Origin of the sequence: Leadbetterella sp. DM7, from assembly GCF_040829825.2 — a bacterium.
Classification (GTDB): Bacteria; Bacteroidota; Bacteroidia; order Cytophagales; family Spirosomataceae; genus Leadbetterella.
Genome location: NZ_JBFOLH020000011.1, coordinates 117668 through 134999 on the forward strand (window position 1 = coordinate 117668; position 17332 = coordinate 134999).

Sequence of the window (17332 nt, forward strand, 5' to 3'; positions counted from 1 at the left end):
CGTGACCACCGGATGAATAAGGGCTGATTGCATAACGAACTGAAAAATATGAACAAATGGGTCGTTTTCCTGCTCCTTCTCCCGTTCTGGGCACATGCACAGAAAAAGGTGGTTTTTGAGCTGGAAAACCCGGGTGAAGACGATCGCTTTTACCTGGCTTCTGACCGCGTAGGGTGGAACCCGGCCGATTCTTCGGCATTTTTCCGGAAAGAAGCCGGGCGCTACCGGCTGGAGCTTTCGCTGCCGGCAGGAAGCCGCCTGGAGTTTAAGGTTACCCGCGGCCATTGGTCAACAGCAGAATGCCGTGCCAACGGCTACCCGCTCGCTAACCGCGGGCTGACCGTTTCGGGAGATACCCTGGTGGTTCTCACTATAGCCGGGTGGAGCGACAGGATCCGGAAAGTGCCTGAAGCCATTGAACGATTGACCGCTGATACCCTTCATTCGCAGATTCTTCAAAAAGACAAGGCCTACTGGGTTTTGCTGCCGCAAGGGTACGAAAGCGGGAAAAGAAAATACCCGGTTATTTACCTGCATGACGGCCAGAATCTCTTTGACGGCTATTATACCCATAACGGGCAGGAATGGCGGGTGGATGAAACAATCGATTCCCTGAACCGCTTTGGCCGGGGGCAATGCATCATTGTGGGGATCGGCTCTGACGCCGACCGGCTGAGTGAATATTCTCCTTACCCGTGGAAAGAGCCACGGGAAATCAATGGGGCACATTATTTGCAGTTTCTGGTTAAGGAGCTGATTCCACGGGTGGAAGCGCAGTTCCGTACCAACGGGTCAAGGGCAATTGCCGGCAGCTCTATGGGTGCGTTGATCTCGCTGGAAGCCATCCTGGAATACCCGGATGTTTTTCAGGCCGCCGGGCTTTTCTCTATGGCCCAGGCCCGACCTTTGCCCGGCAACCCCTATGTGCTGGACCAGGTCAGGAAAGGGCTTGAAGATCACAAGCCCCGGAACGTGCTAATCTATTACGGGAAAGAGGAAGGAGAAACCCTGCCGGTTTTCAGCCGGCAGCTGTACGATGCCTTCCGGCAGGGGAGGAGCACCCGTGCAGCCCTGGAGTGGGACGACACCGGCCGGCACGAAGAAAAATACTGGCAGCAACCGTTCCTCCATTTTATCGAATTTTTTGAACGGTTGTAGAGAATATATACAAAAGCAGACTGGAAAGGCCTTTTAAAGGTGTATTACCTTGTCAACAGTTGTAAAGAATATTTACCATGGCAACGACCCTGAAAGGGTCAAATATTTATAAAATTAAACAAGTATGACCGCCAAACCCTGACCCTGAAGGGGTCAAATATTTATAGAATTAAACAGGTATGACCAGCGAGCCCTGACCCTGAAAGGGTCAAATATTTATAAAATTAAACAAGTATGACTGCCAAACCCTGACCCTGAAAGGGTCAAATATTTATAAAATTAAACAGGTATGACCGGCGAACCCTGACCCTGAAGGGGTCAAATATTTATAGAATTAAACAAGTATGACCGCCAAACCCTGACCCTGAAAGGGTCAAATATTTATAAAATTAAACAGGTATAACCGCCAAACCCTGACCCTGAAAGGGTCAAATATATATAGGATTAAGCAGGTATGACCAGCGAGCCCTGACCCTGAAGGGGTCAAATAAAATGCAACGGGCTATAAAAATATCTTTCGGATCCTTTAAACGGAAAACTTTACGATAAATGAAAAAAATATTCTTCCTGTTGTTGCTGTCTTCTGCCGCTTATGCGCAGCAGGCCGTACCGGATAGCACCGATAGTATTGTATTCAGGTCGTATGAAGATTCTCTGAAAGCCGAGCTTTCAAGAGCCGGCAACCGGGAGTTCATGGAAGATTTTACGACCAGGTTTGCAAAATATTACGACAATGCCGCGCAATATGAACGTTTTGCCTCCATGACTGTAGATGCGCTGGAAATGGAGCTTTTTGAACAAAGAGCTGCCCAGAAAAAACTCCTGGAAAATGCCCCGGTCACCCCTTTCCTGAAGAACCATCTGACCCGGGAAGCCGATTTCCAGTATTGGCACCTGCTGTATGCTTACCCGGTGATCCGGGCCAATAACGACCAGAAATCCAGGAGGCTGGTATCGGTGCCGGAAGAAATTACCAGGGGATTCCGGAAACAGGAGATGGCTTACCCTTTTAACCTGAAATACAGGGCCTTTCGCCACCTGGTGCCGTATTATGTGAGCTACGAGAATTCAAGGGAGAGAAACTTTGAGAAATATACCAACATGCTGCTGATGGTAAACGACAAGGCAGAATATTCGCTGAAGCATTTAAAAGGAGAAATAGCAGATTATTCGCTGGCGCAGCTGCTTTTTGCCTACAAAGCCTACCTGAGCTCCAGCCTGGCTCAAAGTGTGGTCAGCCAGGTGGAAAACGACGAAATAAGGGCACGGTTTACAGGAACATACCTCGACGATATAGCCCGGCAGCAGGCCGTGGTCGCAGAAAAGGAACGGGAGCGCCAGGCAAAAGAGAACCCCGTTTTAACCTTTGTCAACCTGAAAGGAAAAACGTTTGACCTCTCGGAATTCAAAGGAAAAGTGGTGTATATTGATTTCTGGGCCAGTTGGTGTGGTCCCTGCAAGGCTCAGTTCCCATATGCCCGGAAATTGCACGAAACCCTGCCCGAAAAATTGAAAAAGGATATTGTTTTCCTGTATATCTCTATTGATGATACGGTGGAAAGATGGCAGGAAGGTATCAAGTCTAACGGACTGGAAGATTTTGTCAACGGCCATGTGGAAGGCGGCTGGGGAGCGGAAGTGCTGGCAAAGCTGGGTATACGGAGCATTCCCCGGTATATGCTCGTAGACAAGAGCGGCAAGATCGTGGATGCCAATGCCCGGCGGCCCAATGATCCCGAGATTCTCCCTCACCTCATCCGGCTGGCTGAATGAGCTATTTTCCTGATGAACGGTGAATGGATTTGACCTTTTCAACGTTATATTTATATATCATTTCCGATTATACCAATGAAATTTCTTTTTCTTCTGTTTTTATTTTTTATACTTATCGGACCGGTGGTTCGTTTTGTATTTCGTATGCTGGTCATGAACAAAGTAGTTCAGGAGCAGAAGAAATATTACGAAAAGCAGAGACCCACCCGGAAAGAAGGGGATATAAGGGTAGAGAATGCTACACCCAACCGGCCTCAGCGATCGAGTGACTCGGATGGACAGTACATTGATTACGAAGAAGTTAAATAATTATGCTGAAAAAATTAAGATCTGCAACCCCGATATCACTGGATCTGGGCTTATTAATTTTACGTTTTTTTTCATTTGGCTTTATGCTTACGCACGGGTGGCCCAAATTCCAGAAGATGGTGGTGGGGAACTTCGAGTTCAGTGACCCGGTGGGTCTCGGGTCAGGGCTCAGCCTGGGGTTGGCGGTATTTGCTGAATTCTTTTGCAGTATTTTGATTATACTGGGACTCTTCACCCGTACAGCGCTGATATTCAATGCTGTAACGATGCTGGTTGCCGCTTTTGTGGTGCATGCCTCTGATCCCTTTAAAATTAAAGAAATGTCTTTGATATACCTGGTGATTTCAGTGGCTCTTATCCTGACCGGTCCGGGAAAATATGCCCTCGACAAGAAATAAGCGACTTAGCTTTTCAGGATCTCTGTTTCAATCACCTCCGGGAAGTGCCGGTATTCGAGCTCATGCACCTTTTGGGCCACTGCATCGGCCGTATCGGTGGGCAATACTTCGCATTGAGCCTGGAAAATAATTTCGCCCTCGTCGTAATGCTCGTTTACGTAGTGTATGGTGATGCCTGACCGGCTTTCGCCGTTACGTACCACGGCCTCGTGCACATGATGGCCCCACATGCCTTTGCCACCGTATTCAGGAAGTAAGGCTGGGTGGATATTGATAATGCGGCCGGGGAAGGCCCGGATAAGATTCTCAGGAACCAGCCACAGGAAACCCGCCAGGATAACCCAGTCAGTGCCGTTATTCTGCAGCAGCCGGACCACGGCATCCGATTGGCTGAAATTGTTGCGGCTGAATACCACCACGGGAACGTCGAGACGTTTTCCCCGCTCTATCACCCCGGCAGAAGGGTTATTGGTCAGGATCAGGCTTACCTCTACCGAACCGGAGCCTTTAAAATACCGGATAATATTTTCTGCGTTAGAGCCTGAGCCGGAGGCAAAAATAGCAATTTTTTTCATGCATGTAAAAATTCCGGGAAGTATACCCCGGGCGGAGCGTTATCGCCTGCAAAAGTACAAAATTGTGCACATCTATTGTGCATCTGGCGTATACCATTTGTGCTTTTGAAGCCTCCGCAGGGTAGGATTGATCAATACCAGGAAGAAAACGGATGTAAACGTATTGCTGATGGTATAGGCAATGGCTACCTGCAGGGAGGGCAGATGGCTGAAATTAACGGCAATGTGCTTCAGAAGGCCGAAAAACGGGAACATGATGATCACCCCGATAATATTAAAGAAAGAAGCGGCCCAGGCCACCAGCTTGGAAACAGAGGAATATTGCATGCTCACCAGCAAGGCCGTGGAAGTGGTGCCGATGTTAGCCCCGATGACGATAGGAATGGCCGAGTTGATATCGATGGTTCCCTGCGAAAGCAGCACGATCACCAGTCCTACCACTACCGAGCTTGACTGGATAATGACCGTAATGACAATGCCGTAGATGATGCCCAGCAGCGGGTTGGAAGCCCTTGAGAGGATTTGCACCAGGAAGGGGTCGTCGCGGATAGGCTCCATGGCCTGGCTGATATACGAAAGCGAAAAAAAGATAAAACCGAAGTAAAAGACCGATTTCCCCGCCACGGCAATTTTGGTGGGGATCATACTGATGGCCGATCCCAGCACAATGAAGAAAGGCCCGAGAAAATAAGAGTTCATCGACACGATCCAGGCCGTAGACGTCGTGCCGATGTTGGTTCCCAGCAGGATCAGGATGCTGTCGCGAAACGTAATCACCCCCGAGTTAACCAGTGAAACGGTAAGCGTGGATATCAGGGTGCTCGACTGGATAACGGCCGTCAGTACCCCGCCCAAAAAGAAGCCACCCAGGGGAATCTGCGTTATTTTATCGGTCCATTTTGAAAGCCGGTCGGTACCAAAGCTCTCTATTTCTTTGCTGAAGCTGTGTAATCCGAAAACAAACAGTGCAATGGATGCAATGATAATAATAACGGTCTGAAAGCTTTCTAACATATCGGTTACCGGGTGCCGGTCTCAGGTATTGGAAAATGTCTAAAGTTAGCTTGTTTTTTTATAATTCAGAATAGCAAGACCGTTTAAAGCTACGGCAAAAAGAGCAAGATAGCCCAGCTCAGCCCGGATGGCTGTAAAAGGACTGCCTTTCAATACAATCAGGCGGACCACCTTAATGAAATGGGTGACCGGCGTGAAGTTGGAAATGACCCGTGCCCAGCCGGGCATGCTGTCGGTGCTGGTAAAGAAGCCGCTCATGAGCATAAAGATCATCATGAAGAAAAAGGCAATGAACATGGCTTGCAGCTGGGTTTCGGCAAAGGTGGAGATCAGCAGCCCCAGTCCCAGCAGGGCCACGAGGTATACGGCAGCAAATGCATAGAGCACCAGTAAGTTGCCTTTCGGGAATATGCCGTAAATAAGGTACATGACGGTGAGGCCTATGGTGAATACGATCATTCCCACCACCCAGAAAGGAATGAGCTTCCCCAGGATAAACTGCCACTTTTGGATGGGTGTTACGTTGATCTGCTCAATGGTTCCTATTTCTTTCTCTCTTACAATATTTAATGCGGTGATAAAGCCGCCGATCATGGTGAGCAGCAGCACCAGGATACCGGGAACCATGTAGTATTTGTACTCTGCCCTGGGGTTGTACCAGTTGATGCCGGCCACGGAGATCTCCGGCGAGGGGATAAGGGAGGCTGCACCGGCCGCCTTTATGTTTACATCCAGCGCACTGTTAAAATCGGCCAGCACCGATACCAGGTAGGCCCCGCCGAGCGAGGCTTTGGTGCCGTTGATAGCGTCTACCGATACGTTTACTTTCTGGCTGCCTTCACGCACCAGGTTTTTTTCAAACCCGGCCGGGATTTCCACCACCAGGTCTGCCGTGCCGTATTCAATCATTTCCAGCCCTTCTTTATAGGAACCCGGCTGGCCTGTGAGGCGGAAATAGCCCGATGACGCAATTTTAGCGGCCAGTTGCCTTGAATAGCTGCTGTGGTCGTGGTCTACATAGGCTACCTGGACGTTTTTAACTTCGAAATTGGCAGCAAAAGGCAAAATGATCAGCTGCATGGTAGGGGCGAAAAACATCATCGCCAGGATAGTCTTATCCCGGAATATCTGGCGAAACTCTTTTTGTAACAGGAAACTCAGCATGGTTAATGGTCAAGTCGTATTCTGAAATTCTTTAATGCCAGCGTCAGCAGCCCGGTGGCCATGCCTGCGAGGATGAGCGTTTCTTTCCAGACATAGGTAAAGCCGAGTCCTTTGAGCATGACGCCCTTGATGATCGCATAGTAGTACTTTGAAGGCACAATGTGCGAGATCCACTGGAAGATCCGGGGCATGTTTTCCAAAGGAAACATAAAGCCGGTAAGCAGGAGGGTAGGGAGCATCATTCCCATCATAGATACCATCATGGCCGTTTGCTGCGAAGCCGTAATGTTGGAAATAAGCAGGCCCAGCGAAAGGCAGGTGATGATAAACAATATACTCTCTGCAAAAATCAGCAACAGGCTGCCCCTGATCTCCACGTTCAGCAGGAATACGGCCAGCAGCAGGATAATGATGAAATCAATGAGGGAGAGCACCAGGTACGGCACAGCTTTGGCAATCAGCACCATGATGGGCCGGAAGGGCGATACCAGCAGGATCTCCATGGTGCCCGTTTCTTTTTCGCGCACTACAGCCACCGAGGTAAGTGCCGTGCTCACAATCATAAATATCAGGGCAATCACCCCGGGAATGAAGTTGAGCGAGCCGTTCTGCTCCTCGTTGTACAGCTGCCGAATTTCAGGAACGATCCGGTACGGCAGCCCGGCAGAAGGGTTGATCTCCTGCCGGTATTGGCCGATAATGGCCTCCAGGTAATGACTTACCGTAGCGGCGGTATTGGGATCTGAGGCGTCGGCGATCACCTGTACCTGCGCACCGCCGGTCTTATACAGATCCGCACCGAAATGAGCCGGGAATACCAGCGCGCATTTTATGGTACCCTGCCGGAAACGCTCTTCAATTTCAGGGTAATTAAGTACAGGCGGTGTTAACCGGAAATACGCGCTTGACTGTATTTTTGAGATGATCTGCTCCGATTGCACATCGCGGGCATTGTCGAGAACGGCGATCCCGATATTTTTCACTTCGCTGCTCAGGGCAAACCCGAAAAGAAGAATCTGTACCACGGGCATTCCGAAGAGGATCAGCAAAGTACGCCGGTCCCGGAACACATGGTAAAATTCTTTCCGTATAAAAGCAGAAAGCTGGAACGTGAGGGTTGATAGTGAAGACCTCATTTTAAATACTTTTTTAAACAATTGTAAAACTTATCCACCGGGTATTACTTACCCGGCTCTATTTACCCCAAACGCGGCGCTAATCCCCTCTCTTCGCTCCCCTCGCCAGCTGGTAGAACACCTCATCCATGGTACCGGCCTTGAACCGTTGCTTCAGGCGGGCCGGCGTGTCGAGGGCTTCCACCCGGCCGTCTACCATTACGCTGATACGGTTACAATACTCGGCCTCGTCCATATAGTGGGTGGTGACGAATACCGTGATACCCCCGGCTGAAGCTTCGTAGATCATATCCCAGAACTGCCGGCGGGTGACCGGGTCTACGCCGCCGGTGGGCTCATCCAGGAACACAATTTTCGGGCGGTGAAAAATAGCAACGGAAAACGCCAGCTTCTGTTTCCAGCCCAGGGGCAGCCCGCCGACCAGCTTCCCGGCTTCCTGCTCCAGTCCCAGCCGGGCCACCAGCTCCCGGCTGCGGGTTTTTATTTCCGGTCTTGAAACACCGTATACGCCTCCGTAAAACTCGATGTTCTCCAGCAAAGTCAGGTTATCGTACAGCGAGAATTTCTGGCTCATATAACCGATGTTCTTCTTGATCTTCTCCTGCTGCCGGTACACATCAAAGCCGGCCACGGTGGCCTGGCCCGACGTAGGGTAGGAGAGCCCGCAGAGGATACGCATGGCCGTGGTTTTCCCGGCCCCGTTTGCCCCCAGGAAACCGAAGATCTCGCCCTGCTCCACCTCAAACGAAATGTTATCTACGGCCTTGAAATCACCGAATTGCTTGGTCAGGTTACGGCAGCTGATGGCTTTTTCTGCCTTTGAAATGTTATTTTCCATTCTCCATTAAGTTGATGAAGCAGTCTTCAATTGAAGGTGTAATTAATTTTACCTCCAGCCCCTCCGGCTGGTTTCTTCCGGCAATCCGCATCACGTCAAGGGTGTCAGCATGTTCTTCAGGCAGGGTTACGTGCAGGTATTCGCCAAAGGCATAACAGCTTTCTACACGGGTATCGGAGCGTAAATCCTGGAGAAGCCGGTAAATATTGGCGGCTTTTGCGGCAAACAACGGTTTCGGAAACCGGGCGACAATATTAGCAGGAGTGTCAATAGACATGATACGGCCGTTTTGCATCAGGGCGATCCGGTCGCAGAGGGTGGCTTCATCCATATAGGGTGTAGAAACCACGATGGTGATGCCCTGCGCTTTCAGCCGGCCCAGCATTTCCCAGAATTCTTTCCTTGAAACCACGTCTACACCGGTGGTGGGCTCGTCGAGAAACAGAACTTCGGGCTTGTGGATCAGTGCGCAGCACAGCGCCAGCTTTTGTTTCATCCCGCCCGAAAGCTTACCGGCCCGGCGGTGCTTAAATGGCCTGATCTGTTCGTAAATGTCTTTGATGAGTTCGTAGTTTTCTTCCAGGGTGGTGCCGAATACGGTAGCGAAAAAGGCGAGGTTTTCTTCTATGGTCAGGTCCTGGTACAATGAAAAGCGACCAGGCATGTAGCCCACTATGTTCCGGATGGTCCGGTATTCTTTTACCGCATCGTACCCTTCTACGGTGGCCGTTCCGCTATCGGCCAGCAACAGCGTGGTCAGAATACGGAAGAGCGTGGTCTTACCGGCACCGTCAGGACCGATCAGACCGAACAACTCGCCCTTCTGTACTTCAAACGAGACGTTGTTCACAGCCGTTACCGCGCCAAAGGTTTTAACGATATTATTTACACTTACTGATACCATAATTAATTGACAGTTGACAATGGACAATGGACAACGGACAATAATTGTCAATTGTCAACTGTCAATTGTCCGTTAAAAAGTACCTCCCCGTACATCCCTATCTTCAGGTACCCGTCGTTTTTTACCCGTACCTTCATGGCATACACCAGGTTGGCTCTTTCGTCTTTGGTCTGGATACTTTTGGGTGAAAATTCAGCTTTGGCAGAGATCCAGGTGATCGTTCCGGGATATTCTTTGTAGCTGTCTTTGCCGTTATCGATCCGTACGGTTACCTGCCGGCCTGTTCTAACCTGCGGCAGCTGGGTTCCGGTAATATAGGCTCTCAGGTCCAGGGTATCGGTATTGGCAATTTTGTACAGGGGCTTACCGGTGACCTGCATTTCGCCTTTCAGGGCATAGCTGACCAGCACGGTTCCCGTTACGGGGTTGATGATCCGGCCCTTATTGATCTGTTCCTGCAGCTGCGCTACGGCCTTTTCCAGGGGAGCTTTTTCGCTTAAAATGCTTCGGTTTTGCGTTTGGGTGTTGTAGGTGTTCAGCCTGATCTGCTGCTCGGTTACCGCAATTTGCTTCTGCAGCTGATCAATAGAAGCATTGATGTCGTCGAGCTGCTTCCGGGTAGCGGCATCGGCTTTTACCAGGTTTTCGGTACGGGTTCTCTCCCGGAGCTGCTGGGCCAGCTGTGATTTCTGCACTTCCAGCTGGCGGCGTACCCATTCCGCCTGGTCGTTGGGCGACACCGTTTTTTCACCCAGCGCCGTAATGCCGGCTTCGGTTTGCTGCTTCTGGAGCTCCAGCACCTGCACATCAATCTGTCCCACAGCTTCTCCTGCCTGTAATAAATCGCCCTCTTTAACGTTATAACTTAAGAGCACTCCGCTTTGCTGGGCGGAGACAATTACCTCATCGGCCTCAAAGTTCCCGGAAGCATCAAAATCATTTTTCGGCTTGCAGGCATTCAGGAGCAATACACCCGATATCAATACAATAAGTCTTTTCATTTTCTATTCAGTTCATTATTCGTTATTCACTGTTCTGTTTTTCCCGTTATAAATTTCTGGTTATACCGGGCTTGTAAGAGCTGTATCTCGTGCACTATCTTATTCTGGCGTGCCAGGTGCTCGGCATTTACTTTCTGGATGTATTCGTGCGTGGTAATAACGCCGTTACTAAGCTGGGCTTCGGCAGACCGGGTAACCGTGCTCCGGAGAGCGATCGCTTCTTCGTCCCGGCGAATGAGATCGGCGTATTTTTTTATATTCTCATCCTGTTGGATCAGGTCGAGGCGGGTATTGAATAAAAACGTTTCCCTGTCGGCTTCTACCGTCCGCTGGTTCAGCAAAAGCGTGTTTCTCCGGTTTGATAAAGTATACAGGCTACCCAGCGACCAGCTCATCCGTATACCGGCTACATACCAGGGGCCGAATTTATTCTCGATAATATTTAAGGTAGGCCTGCCGTATGCACCCTGCAGAAACGCGCTGATCTGGGGCATGTAACCTGATTTTAAATCTTTTTTCTGTACGTCGTAAACAGATTTCTGCAGGTCAAATGCTTTCAGCTCGGGTCGGTTAATGGTATTGTCTGTACTTCGGGCTTCGGGTACGGCCAGCTGCGTGGCTTCTGACAGTTCCTTACCGGTAAACAGGGAGAGCATCTTCAGAAACGCCGTCCGGTTGGCCCGGTATTCCGTACCTGCCATGTCTATGTTCACGATCTCCGCTTTCAGCTCATCCAGGTTACTCCTGAATGCCACACCGTTTTCGAGCGCCGCTTCGGTTTTCTGTACCTGGGTTTGCAGGTTGGCCTTGTTCAGCTCGTTTTGCCTGAGCTGGGCATCCATGAGCAGGATAGAGAAGAAAATACCGTTAATCCGCGAGTTGATAGCGTATAAGCTGGTTTCCAGGCTTTGCTTTTGTAGCTCGGTACCGGCCTGGATCAGTTCCTGCTGGTGCCGGGTGCTGCCGCCGTCGTACAGGAGCTGGCTGACCTCTCCCTGTATCCTGTACTGGTCTTTGCTGACAGACGGCAGCTGAATTCCTGCAGGAAGCGCGCCCATAGCATCTGAAAAGCTCACGGTTTGCGACTGGTAAGTAGCCTGGCCCGAAAAATTGACCTGCGGAAGGTATCTTTTTTGCACATTTTGGATGTCGTACTCGCCTGACCGGGTTATCAGGTCCATTTTCTGAATGACCGGGTAGTTGGCTTTTGCCAGCCGGTAGCATTCTTCCAGGGTAAGCTGCTGGGCATTTGCACCGGCGCAGGCCGTTAGCCAGCAGGTAAAGATTAGCGCTATTTTTTTGATCATCTTTTTGTCTTTTTGTTTTAATCAAATGATTAGTCTAAGGGCAAAAAAAACTATTTTGCTTTCATCATGGCGCTTATCCAGAGGGGAATCAGCTTTTTACGTTCCTGCATAAGCCGGTCAAAATCCTTATCCTGCAGATCACCCAGCCTTTTCAACATGGGACTGGCAATAAACGGGAACATGATTAAACCGATCAGGTTCATCAAAAAATGCAGGGGATTGGGTTCGGTGATTTTTCCCTCTTGTACGGCAGCCAGGTGTTGCCTGAAAAATACAGACCCCAGAATGGTTTGTTTAATGGGCAGCTTGTGCAGCAGGAGATCCGGGTTATTGCGGATTTCACTGAGCATAAAAATCGGCAGGTCCGGCTCTTTGCTGATCAGGTCAATGTAGGCTGAGGCAACCCGCCTGATTTTTTCTTCCAGGGTGGTTTCTTCGTCATTTAATGCCAAAGCCATGGTCTGAATGAAACCGGAAACGGTTTCCAGCATGATGATTTCAAACAGCCGGCCCTTGCTCCGGAAATAATAATTCAGCAGGGCCAGGTTTATCCCGGCTTCTTCGGCAATATCGCGCGTACGGGTAGCGGCAAAGCCTTTTTTGTGAAACACCACACGGGCTGCCTCCTTTATTTTTTCTTCAGTGGTAGCATCCAGATTCTCTGCTGTTTTATTCTTTGCCATTGGTTCTGAACTCTTTTCACCGGCAAATATAAAGGGGGAAATTTTATTTAACCAAATATTTTAATCATTTGATTAAAATACTATTTCCGGGTCTTGTATTTTAATGTAGAGTACAATCCGTCGATATGTTCAAACAAGTTAGGTTTTATGGGGTTCCACATGGGATCCAGCAGAAAATCGACTCCTTCCCGCCTTGCCAATTTAGCGGCAGGCACAAAATCGCTGTCGCCCGCAATTAAAATGATCTGATCCACTTGCTTCTTTAAGGCTATTGACGCAATGTCGATACCGATTTTCATGTCCACCATTTTTTGCTTAAAGTCAAATTGGATGTCGTTTTCTGTTAAATCCTTCACGGTAATGTTTCCCTTAAGCAGGGCTTTGGTTTTTTCGGGTTTTATTATCCACTTGTTTCCATCTTCCAGGATTCCGAGCCGTAGGGCTACTTTCCTTTTTTTACGCAGTTCTTCAAAAAAAGCCAGCTGAAATTGGTGTGTTTCCGTCTTCGAAAAGTCGATTGCTTTTCCCGTTAAAGGATTGTGCTGCTTTTTATCGTACGGTAAGCAGTCGTAGTAAAATATCCGGTATAGATTGAATTTCTCGTTCTTTTCCTTGTATAAATGCAGCATACACATCATCCATAAAGCATTTGCTGTTTTAACAGGATCAGGTGAAGCATCCTTGATGATATTCCTGTATCGCCTTAAGAAAAAGGCACCGTCAACTAAAATGGCAGTTTTTTTCATTGTATGGATAAAAAAATGCTCATGGGTGGGCATTCTCGCTATAATTTTAACAAAATGTCACAATTGAGAATACGTAGCCATGAGCTCTATACAATTGCAAATATACTATTTTTTTTAATTATCCAAAAGAAATTCATGTTTTTTATGCCGTAGAGCTACCCGTAATTTTGGTAATTAAATAAGTAATCCATATACCTGAACAGTTGTTTGATGTAGTGAAATTTGCAATAAATTTTTTGACCCTGGTATCATGAACAAATCAGTATTCATCGTTGCGCTTACATTGCCTCTTTTTCTTCTACCTCCTGTGTATGCTCAGAAACAAAAGCCGCTGATGATCCAGGAGCAGGGCAGCTTTGCTGCAGGGGGAACGGTCATTACGAATCCCGGCACCTTTGATCCCGTAAAACGGACACCCGAAGGCCAGACCTTTCACGGTGACCATGCCTATGTATTTTACCAGATTCCGGTAAAAGCAAGGAAATTCCCCCTGGTGCTCTGGCACGGTATCGGGCAGTTTTCAAAGACCTGGGAGACCACACCCGACGGGCGCGAGGGATACCAGAATATTTTTTTAAGAAGACGCTTCAGCGTATATGTCATGGATCAGCCCAGGCGTGGAAATGCCGGGCGCAGCACGGTAGAAGCTACCATCAGCCCGGTTCCTGATGAACAAGGGTGGTTTGGTACTTTCCGCGTGGGCATCTGGCCGGAATATTTCCCCGGCGTTCAGTTTGCCCGCGATAAAGAGACCCTTAACCAGTATTTCCGTTCCATGACGCCCAGCATAGGGCCTATTGATATGGAAGTGAATACGGATGCGGCTTCGGCGCTGTTTCAGAAGATCGGTCCCGCCATCCTGGTCACCCACTCGCATTCCGGCGGTATGGGTTGGAAAACGGCCATTAAAAATCCGAATGTAAGGGCCATAGTTTCGTATGAGCCCGGAACCGGTTTTGTGTTCCCGGAAGGAGAAGTACCGGCCCCTATAGCCAGCTCGGCCGGCCCCCTGGAGGCCCTGGGAATACCCCGCGAAGACTTTCTGAAGCTGACCCGCATCCCGATCATTATTTATTACGGCGATTATATTCCGGCAAAGACCGACCCCAATCCCGGTGCTGACGGTTGGCGTGCTCGCCTGGAAATGGCCCGGCTTTGGGCAGACGCAATTAACCGGAACGGAGGAGATGCGACAGTCGTTCATTTGCCGGAAGCCGGTATTAAAGGCAATACGCATTTCCCCTTTTCTGACCTGAACAATATCGAAATTGCAGATCTTATGTCTCAATGGTTGAAAGAAAGGGGGTTGGATAGATAGTGGGAGAGGAGATCACAACAACTGAAAAAAGATGAATAAATAATAGGAATACAATTTCTTTTTATATTTTTGTATCCAAATGAATACACATAACTAAATGTACTTTATCGAAAAAACTACAGAATTTGACAAATGGCTAAAAAAAAATAAAGGATTTCAGGACCAAAGCGAAAATTCTGTTCAGGCTGCAAAAAATTGAAAGCAATGCATATTTTGGCGATTGCCAGCCTGTGGGTGAAGGAATCAGTGAATTGAGAATAAATTATGCCAAAGGGTACCGGGTTTATTTCAGAGAAAAAGGTGACCAAATAATTATCCTCCTTGCGGGCGGAGATAAATCAACACAACAGGAAGATATTGAAAAGGCAAAGGAAATTTGGAGAAGGATAAAATGAGTAAGCATATGGACAGTTCAAAATTGGATATCGCAGATTATTTGGACAGCAATGAAATGATTGCAGAATACCTCAACACGGTTTTGGAAGAAGGTGATGATTCGGATATTGTTACGGCAATCGGCCATATTGCAAGAGCTATCGGGATGACCAAAATATCGGAAGAAACCGGTTTGAGCCGGCCCAGCCTGTACAAAGCCTTATCGGAAGGGTCAAAACCCCAGTTTGAAACGGTCAGGAAAGTTTTGAAAGCCATTGGCGGGGAAATAAGAGTGAACCCTCTATCTGTATAAGAATAAAGCAGAAAAGGGTTTTTATCGAGTCAACGCTCTCAGGGCCTCATCCATCGTCCCCACAAAGTTCACCAGTTTCCCTTTATTGCTTTCAAAAATAAAATCACGGAGGCTTTTACCGGAGAATTCCGAAAAATCGCCGACAATGGCCAGGCGAACCCGGTAATTGGAGAACTTCTGGAGGATGTCGCCCGCCATTTTATTCTTCAGGTCAAAGAAATCAGGAGTGATATTTTCCCGGTGTAGGATCAGGCCGTCAAAACCCTGGTAATAAATATTCCCCAGCAGGTCCAGCGCATCTTCCGTGCTCCTGATCAGGATATCTTCTGAAATTACTTCTGCAATTTCCGTATCGTTTATCTTGTGAGAATGAATCTTCATTAGCTTAAAGTAACCCGAATTGTTTAAAATGATGTGCAAAATGACGGTTGTGAAACCGTACCCATTCCCGGTAATTTAATTCGCCCATGGTAGGGTTCACGGGCAGAGCGGCCGGATGTTCTTCAAAGTACCGGTCAAAATCCACCAGCTCATTTTTTAAAACGGAAACCGCTTCATCCAGGTTAGCGCATCGAAGCTCCGGAAGCCCTTCTGCCGGTAAAACCGGTGCTTTAAAACCGATCATGAAATCATTATCGGTATCCAGGATATAGGTTTTGATTTTGTGCTCTTTCTCCGGCGAATAGTAGTGTTTCTGGGGCTCTTTCCCGTTAGAAAAACGGACCGAAAAAGCCAGGTGCTCCACCATGTGCTGCGGGCTCATGGCTCCGAAGCGCGGTTTTTCACCGGGGTGTAGGTGACTTAAAATATCAAATATGCTTGTCCTGTCTAAGATGTTAATCATAATGAACCCACCTGTTTTTCATGCAATATATTCATTTCTGGTGTATGATCATTGATATCGGGAATCTGAACTTTTCAGGGGAAGTGAGTTTTACTGGTAAGTAATTTCCTGGAAAAATGGTACAGATTTGGGAATTGATTGCTATATCTGTACTAAATCATAAAGAATCAGAACCACTTCCGTAGTAAACTGGAACTGCCGTTCTGAGAAATAAGAGGCTTTCCAACCCAAAGAAGTGCACCGGTCTGAAAGCCTGGTTATTACTCAAATTGCCGAAAATTCCTTTGAACATACTTCTTTTAAGCAAACCAATGATTTCGGGAATGTGCCCTGTAACGGCCTCATTGTGAGAAATAATAAGGAAGTGATTGGTTTTGATACGCCTACTAATGACCCCGGAGCTGAAGAACTGATCCAATGGATCGGGGAAATCACTTCAGTGTAAAATAATGGCCGTTATTCCCACCCACTTTCATGATGACAACATATGCGGACTGAAGGCATTTGATGACCGTGGCATCCCGTCCTACGCCTGCCCCATGGCAGGTACACCGGCCCTCCTGAATTCATTCGGTGTCAACCCGGTTTTTCGCTTGAATAAACGGGTGAAGTGGGAGGGGTACCGGAAGCCCAGCTCATCGGAAATCTCGTTCAGAGGTTTCCGGTTTTCCTGTATTTTTTGCTTGGCCAGGGCTATTACTTTGAGCTGGATGTATTCCAAAGCCGTTTTGCCGGTTTCTTTCCGGATCAGGTCGCCGAAGTAGTTGGCGGAGAGATTCAGCTTTGACGCACAGTAGGCCACGGAGGGCAAACCGATGTTCTGGGGCTGGTCAGACCGGTAATAATCATTCAGGATTTTCTCAAATTGCTCCAGAATGCCTGTATTGAATTCATTTCTGGTGATAAACTGGCGGTCATAGAAGCGCATGCAGTAATCCAGGAACAGTTCAATATTGGAAACAATAAGATTTTTACTGTGGCTGTCTGCCCCCTGTTCCAGTTCGTACCGGATCCTGTCAAAGCAGCCCAGCACTATTTCTCTTTCGGCCTCGGATAAGTGAAGGGCCTCTTTGGTCTGATACGTAAAAAATGTATAGTCCTGCAGATGTTTTCCCAGTGAAGTGCCGCTGATTAAATCGGGGTGAAACAGTAATGCGTAGCCCTGGGGCTTGTAGTCTTTGTTGATATCCACATGAATAATCTGCCCGGGAGCTACGAAAACCAGGGTCCTGTCCTGGTAGTCATAGGTATAGCGCCCGTATTTCATGTCGCCGCATTTCACCTCTTTCAGGTACACGGCGTAAAACCCGAAATTCATCCGGGAAGCATAAATTTCGGGTACCCGCCCGTCGAAGTCCATAATGCTGACCAGCGGATGCCGGTTTTCTTTGTGGTAAAATGCGTCGTGTTCCGCTACCGTGTCTATCCTTAAAACTTCTTTCATATCTGCCTGATAAAAGTTAAATTTATTAATTA

General features: G+C 48.3%; 20 protein-coding genes and 1 pseudogene. 8 read left to right on the top strand and 13 right to left on the bottom strand.

Translation table 11 applies throughout. The annotated features are described in order from the left end of the window. Nucleotides 1-48: 48 nt before the first annotated feature. From AB2U10_RS13205 to AB2U10_RS13220, 4 genes are all read left to right on the top strand, one after another. Complete coding sequence (locus AB2U10_RS13205; RefSeq protein WP_367915047.1) at nucleotides 49-1158, top strand: alpha/beta hydrolase; 1110 nt, start codon at nucleotides 49-51, stop codon at nucleotides 1156-1158. 549 nt (nucleotides 1159-1707) lie between these two features. Further along, nucleotides 1708-2931, top strand: coding sequence for a TlpA family protein disulfide reductase (locus tag AB2U10_RS13210; RefSeq protein WP_367915048.1), 1224 nt, complete (start codon nucleotides 1708-1710; stop codon nucleotides 2929-2931). A gap of 75 nt (nucleotides 2932-3006) precedes the next feature. Further along, entirely contained in the window at nucleotides 3007-3240 is a 234-nt protein-coding gene (locus tag AB2U10_RS13215; protein WP_367915049.1) for a DUF4834 domain-containing protein, read from the top strand. A 2-nt stretch (nucleotides 3241-3242) separates the two neighbouring features. Next, nucleotides 3243-3638 (top strand): DoxX family protein, encoded by a 396-nt coding sequence (locus AB2U10_RS13220; RefSeq protein ID WP_367915050.1) that lies wholly within the window; start codon nucleotides 3243-3245, stop codon nucleotides 3636-3638. A gap of 5 nt (nucleotides 3639-3643) precedes the next feature. On the opposite strand, the gene purN is transcribed toward AB2U10_RS13220, so the two are convergent. From purN to AB2U10_RS13270, 10 genes are all read right to left on the bottom strand, one after another. Continuing rightward, complete coding sequence (gene purN / locus AB2U10_RS13225; protein WP_367915051.1) at nucleotides 3644-4213, bottom strand: phosphoribosylglycinamide formyltransferase; 570 nt, start codon at nucleotides 4211-4213, stop codon at nucleotides 3644-3646. A 72-nt stretch (nucleotides 4214-4285) separates the two neighbouring features. After that, on the bottom strand, nucleotides 4286-5227 hold the full coding sequence (locus AB2U10_RS13230; RefSeq protein ID WP_367915052.1) for a Na/Pi cotransporter family protein: 942 nt from the start codon (nucleotides 5225-5227) through the stop codon (nucleotides 4286-4288). A gap of 45 nt (nucleotides 5228-5272) precedes the next feature. Beyond that, on the bottom strand, nucleotides 5273-6391 hold the full coding sequence (locus AB2U10_RS13235) for an ABC transporter permease (protein WP_367915053.1): 1119 nt from the start codon (nucleotides 6389-6391) through the stop codon (nucleotides 5273-5275). A 2-nt stretch (nucleotides 6392-6393) separates the two neighbouring features. Beyond that, nucleotides 6394-7527, bottom strand: a complete 1134-nt coding sequence (locus AB2U10_RS13240; protein WP_367915054.1) for an ABC transporter permease — start codon at nucleotides 7525-7527, stop codon at nucleotides 6394-6396. 79 nt (nucleotides 7528-7606) lie between these two features. Further along, nucleotides 7607-8365 carry an ABC transporter ATP-binding protein gene (locus tag AB2U10_RS13245; protein ID WP_367915055.1) on the bottom strand — a complete coding sequence of 253 codons (759 nt, stop codon included), beginning with the start codon at nucleotides 8363-8365 and terminating at the stop codon, nucleotides 7607-7609. Continuing rightward, nucleotides 8355-9269, bottom strand: a complete 915-nt coding sequence (locus tag AB2U10_RS13250; RefSeq protein ID WP_367915056.1) for an ABC transporter ATP-binding protein — start codon at nucleotides 9267-9269, stop codon at nucleotides 8355-8357. Before AB2U10_RS13250 ends, AB2U10_RS13245 begins: the two co-directional genes overlap by 11 nt. A gap of 47 nt (nucleotides 9270-9316) precedes the next feature. Next, entirely contained in the window at nucleotides 9317-10270 is a 954-nt protein-coding gene (locus AB2U10_RS13255) for an HlyD family secretion protein (protein WP_367915057.1), read from the bottom strand. Between the two features lie 26 nt (nucleotides 10271-10296). After that, on the bottom strand, nucleotides 10297-11577 hold the full coding sequence (locus AB2U10_RS13260) for a TolC family protein (RefSeq protein ID WP_367915058.1): 1281 nt from the start codon (nucleotides 11575-11577) through the stop codon (nucleotides 10297-10299). A gap of 50 nt (nucleotides 11578-11627) precedes the next feature. Next, nucleotides 11628-12260 carry a TetR/AcrR family transcriptional regulator gene (locus AB2U10_RS13265; protein ID WP_367915059.1) on the bottom strand — a complete coding sequence of 211 codons (633 nt, stop codon included), beginning with the start codon at nucleotides 12258-12260 and terminating at the stop codon, nucleotides 11628-11630. A gap of 80 nt (nucleotides 12261-12340) precedes the next feature. Beyond that, nucleotides 12341-13006, bottom strand: coding sequence for an NYN domain-containing protein (locus AB2U10_RS13270; RefSeq protein WP_367915060.1), 666 nt, complete (start codon nucleotides 13004-13006; stop codon nucleotides 12341-12343). A gap of 250 nt (nucleotides 13007-13256) precedes the next feature. Between AB2U10_RS13270 and AB2U10_RS13275 the strand changes: the two genes are divergently transcribed. The 3 genes from AB2U10_RS13275 to AB2U10_RS13285 all read left to right on the top strand — a co-directional run bounded on the left by AB2U10_RS13275 (nucleotide 13257) and on the right by AB2U10_RS13285 (nucleotide 15012). Further along, nucleotides 13257-14324, top strand: coding sequence for an alpha/beta hydrolase (locus AB2U10_RS13275; protein WP_367915061.1), 1068 nt, complete (start codon nucleotides 13257-13259; stop codon nucleotides 14322-14324). 194 nt (nucleotides 14325-14518) lie between these two features. Further along, a complete protein-coding gene (locus tag AB2U10_RS13280) occupies nucleotides 14519-14719 on the top strand; it encodes a type II toxin-antitoxin system RelE/ParE family toxin (RefSeq protein WP_367915086.1) in 201 nt (66 codons plus the stop codon). Nucleotides 14720-14727: 8 nt separating this feature from the next. After that, nucleotides 14728-15012 carry an addiction module antidote protein gene (locus AB2U10_RS13285; RefSeq protein ID WP_367915062.1) on the top strand — a complete coding sequence of 95 codons (285 nt, stop codon included), beginning with the start codon at nucleotides 14728-14730 and terminating at the stop codon, nucleotides 15010-15012. A 21-nt stretch (nucleotides 15013-15033) separates the two neighbouring features. On the opposite strand, the gene AB2U10_RS13290 is transcribed toward AB2U10_RS13285, so the two are convergent. After that, nucleotides 15034-15393 (bottom strand): DUF4180 domain-containing protein, encoded by a 360-nt coding sequence (locus AB2U10_RS13290; protein WP_367915063.1) that lies wholly within the window; start codon nucleotides 15391-15393, stop codon nucleotides 15034-15036. A gap of 4 nt (nucleotides 15394-15397) precedes the next feature. Continuing rightward, a complete protein-coding gene (locus AB2U10_RS13295) occupies nucleotides 15398-15856 on the bottom strand; it encodes a DUF1569 domain-containing protein (protein WP_367915064.1) in 459 nt (152 codons plus the stop codon). Between the two features lie 166 nt (nucleotides 15857-16022). On the opposite strand from AB2U10_RS13295, the pseudogene AB2U10_RS13300 reads away from it, so the two are divergent. Further along, nucleotides 16023-16389: pseudogene (locus tag AB2U10_RS13300) on the top strand (MBL fold metallo-hydrolase); the annotation flags it as partial. Here the strand turns inward: AB2U10_RS13300 and AB2U10_RS13305 are convergent. Next, on the bottom strand, nucleotides 16383-17300 hold the full coding sequence (locus AB2U10_RS13305; protein WP_367915065.1) for a helix-turn-helix domain-containing protein: 918 nt from the start codon (nucleotides 17298-17300) through the stop codon (nucleotides 16383-16385). The pseudogene AB2U10_RS13300 and the gene AB2U10_RS13305 sit on opposite strands and share 7 nt — an antisense overlap. Nucleotides 17301-17332: the final 32 nt, after the last annotated feature.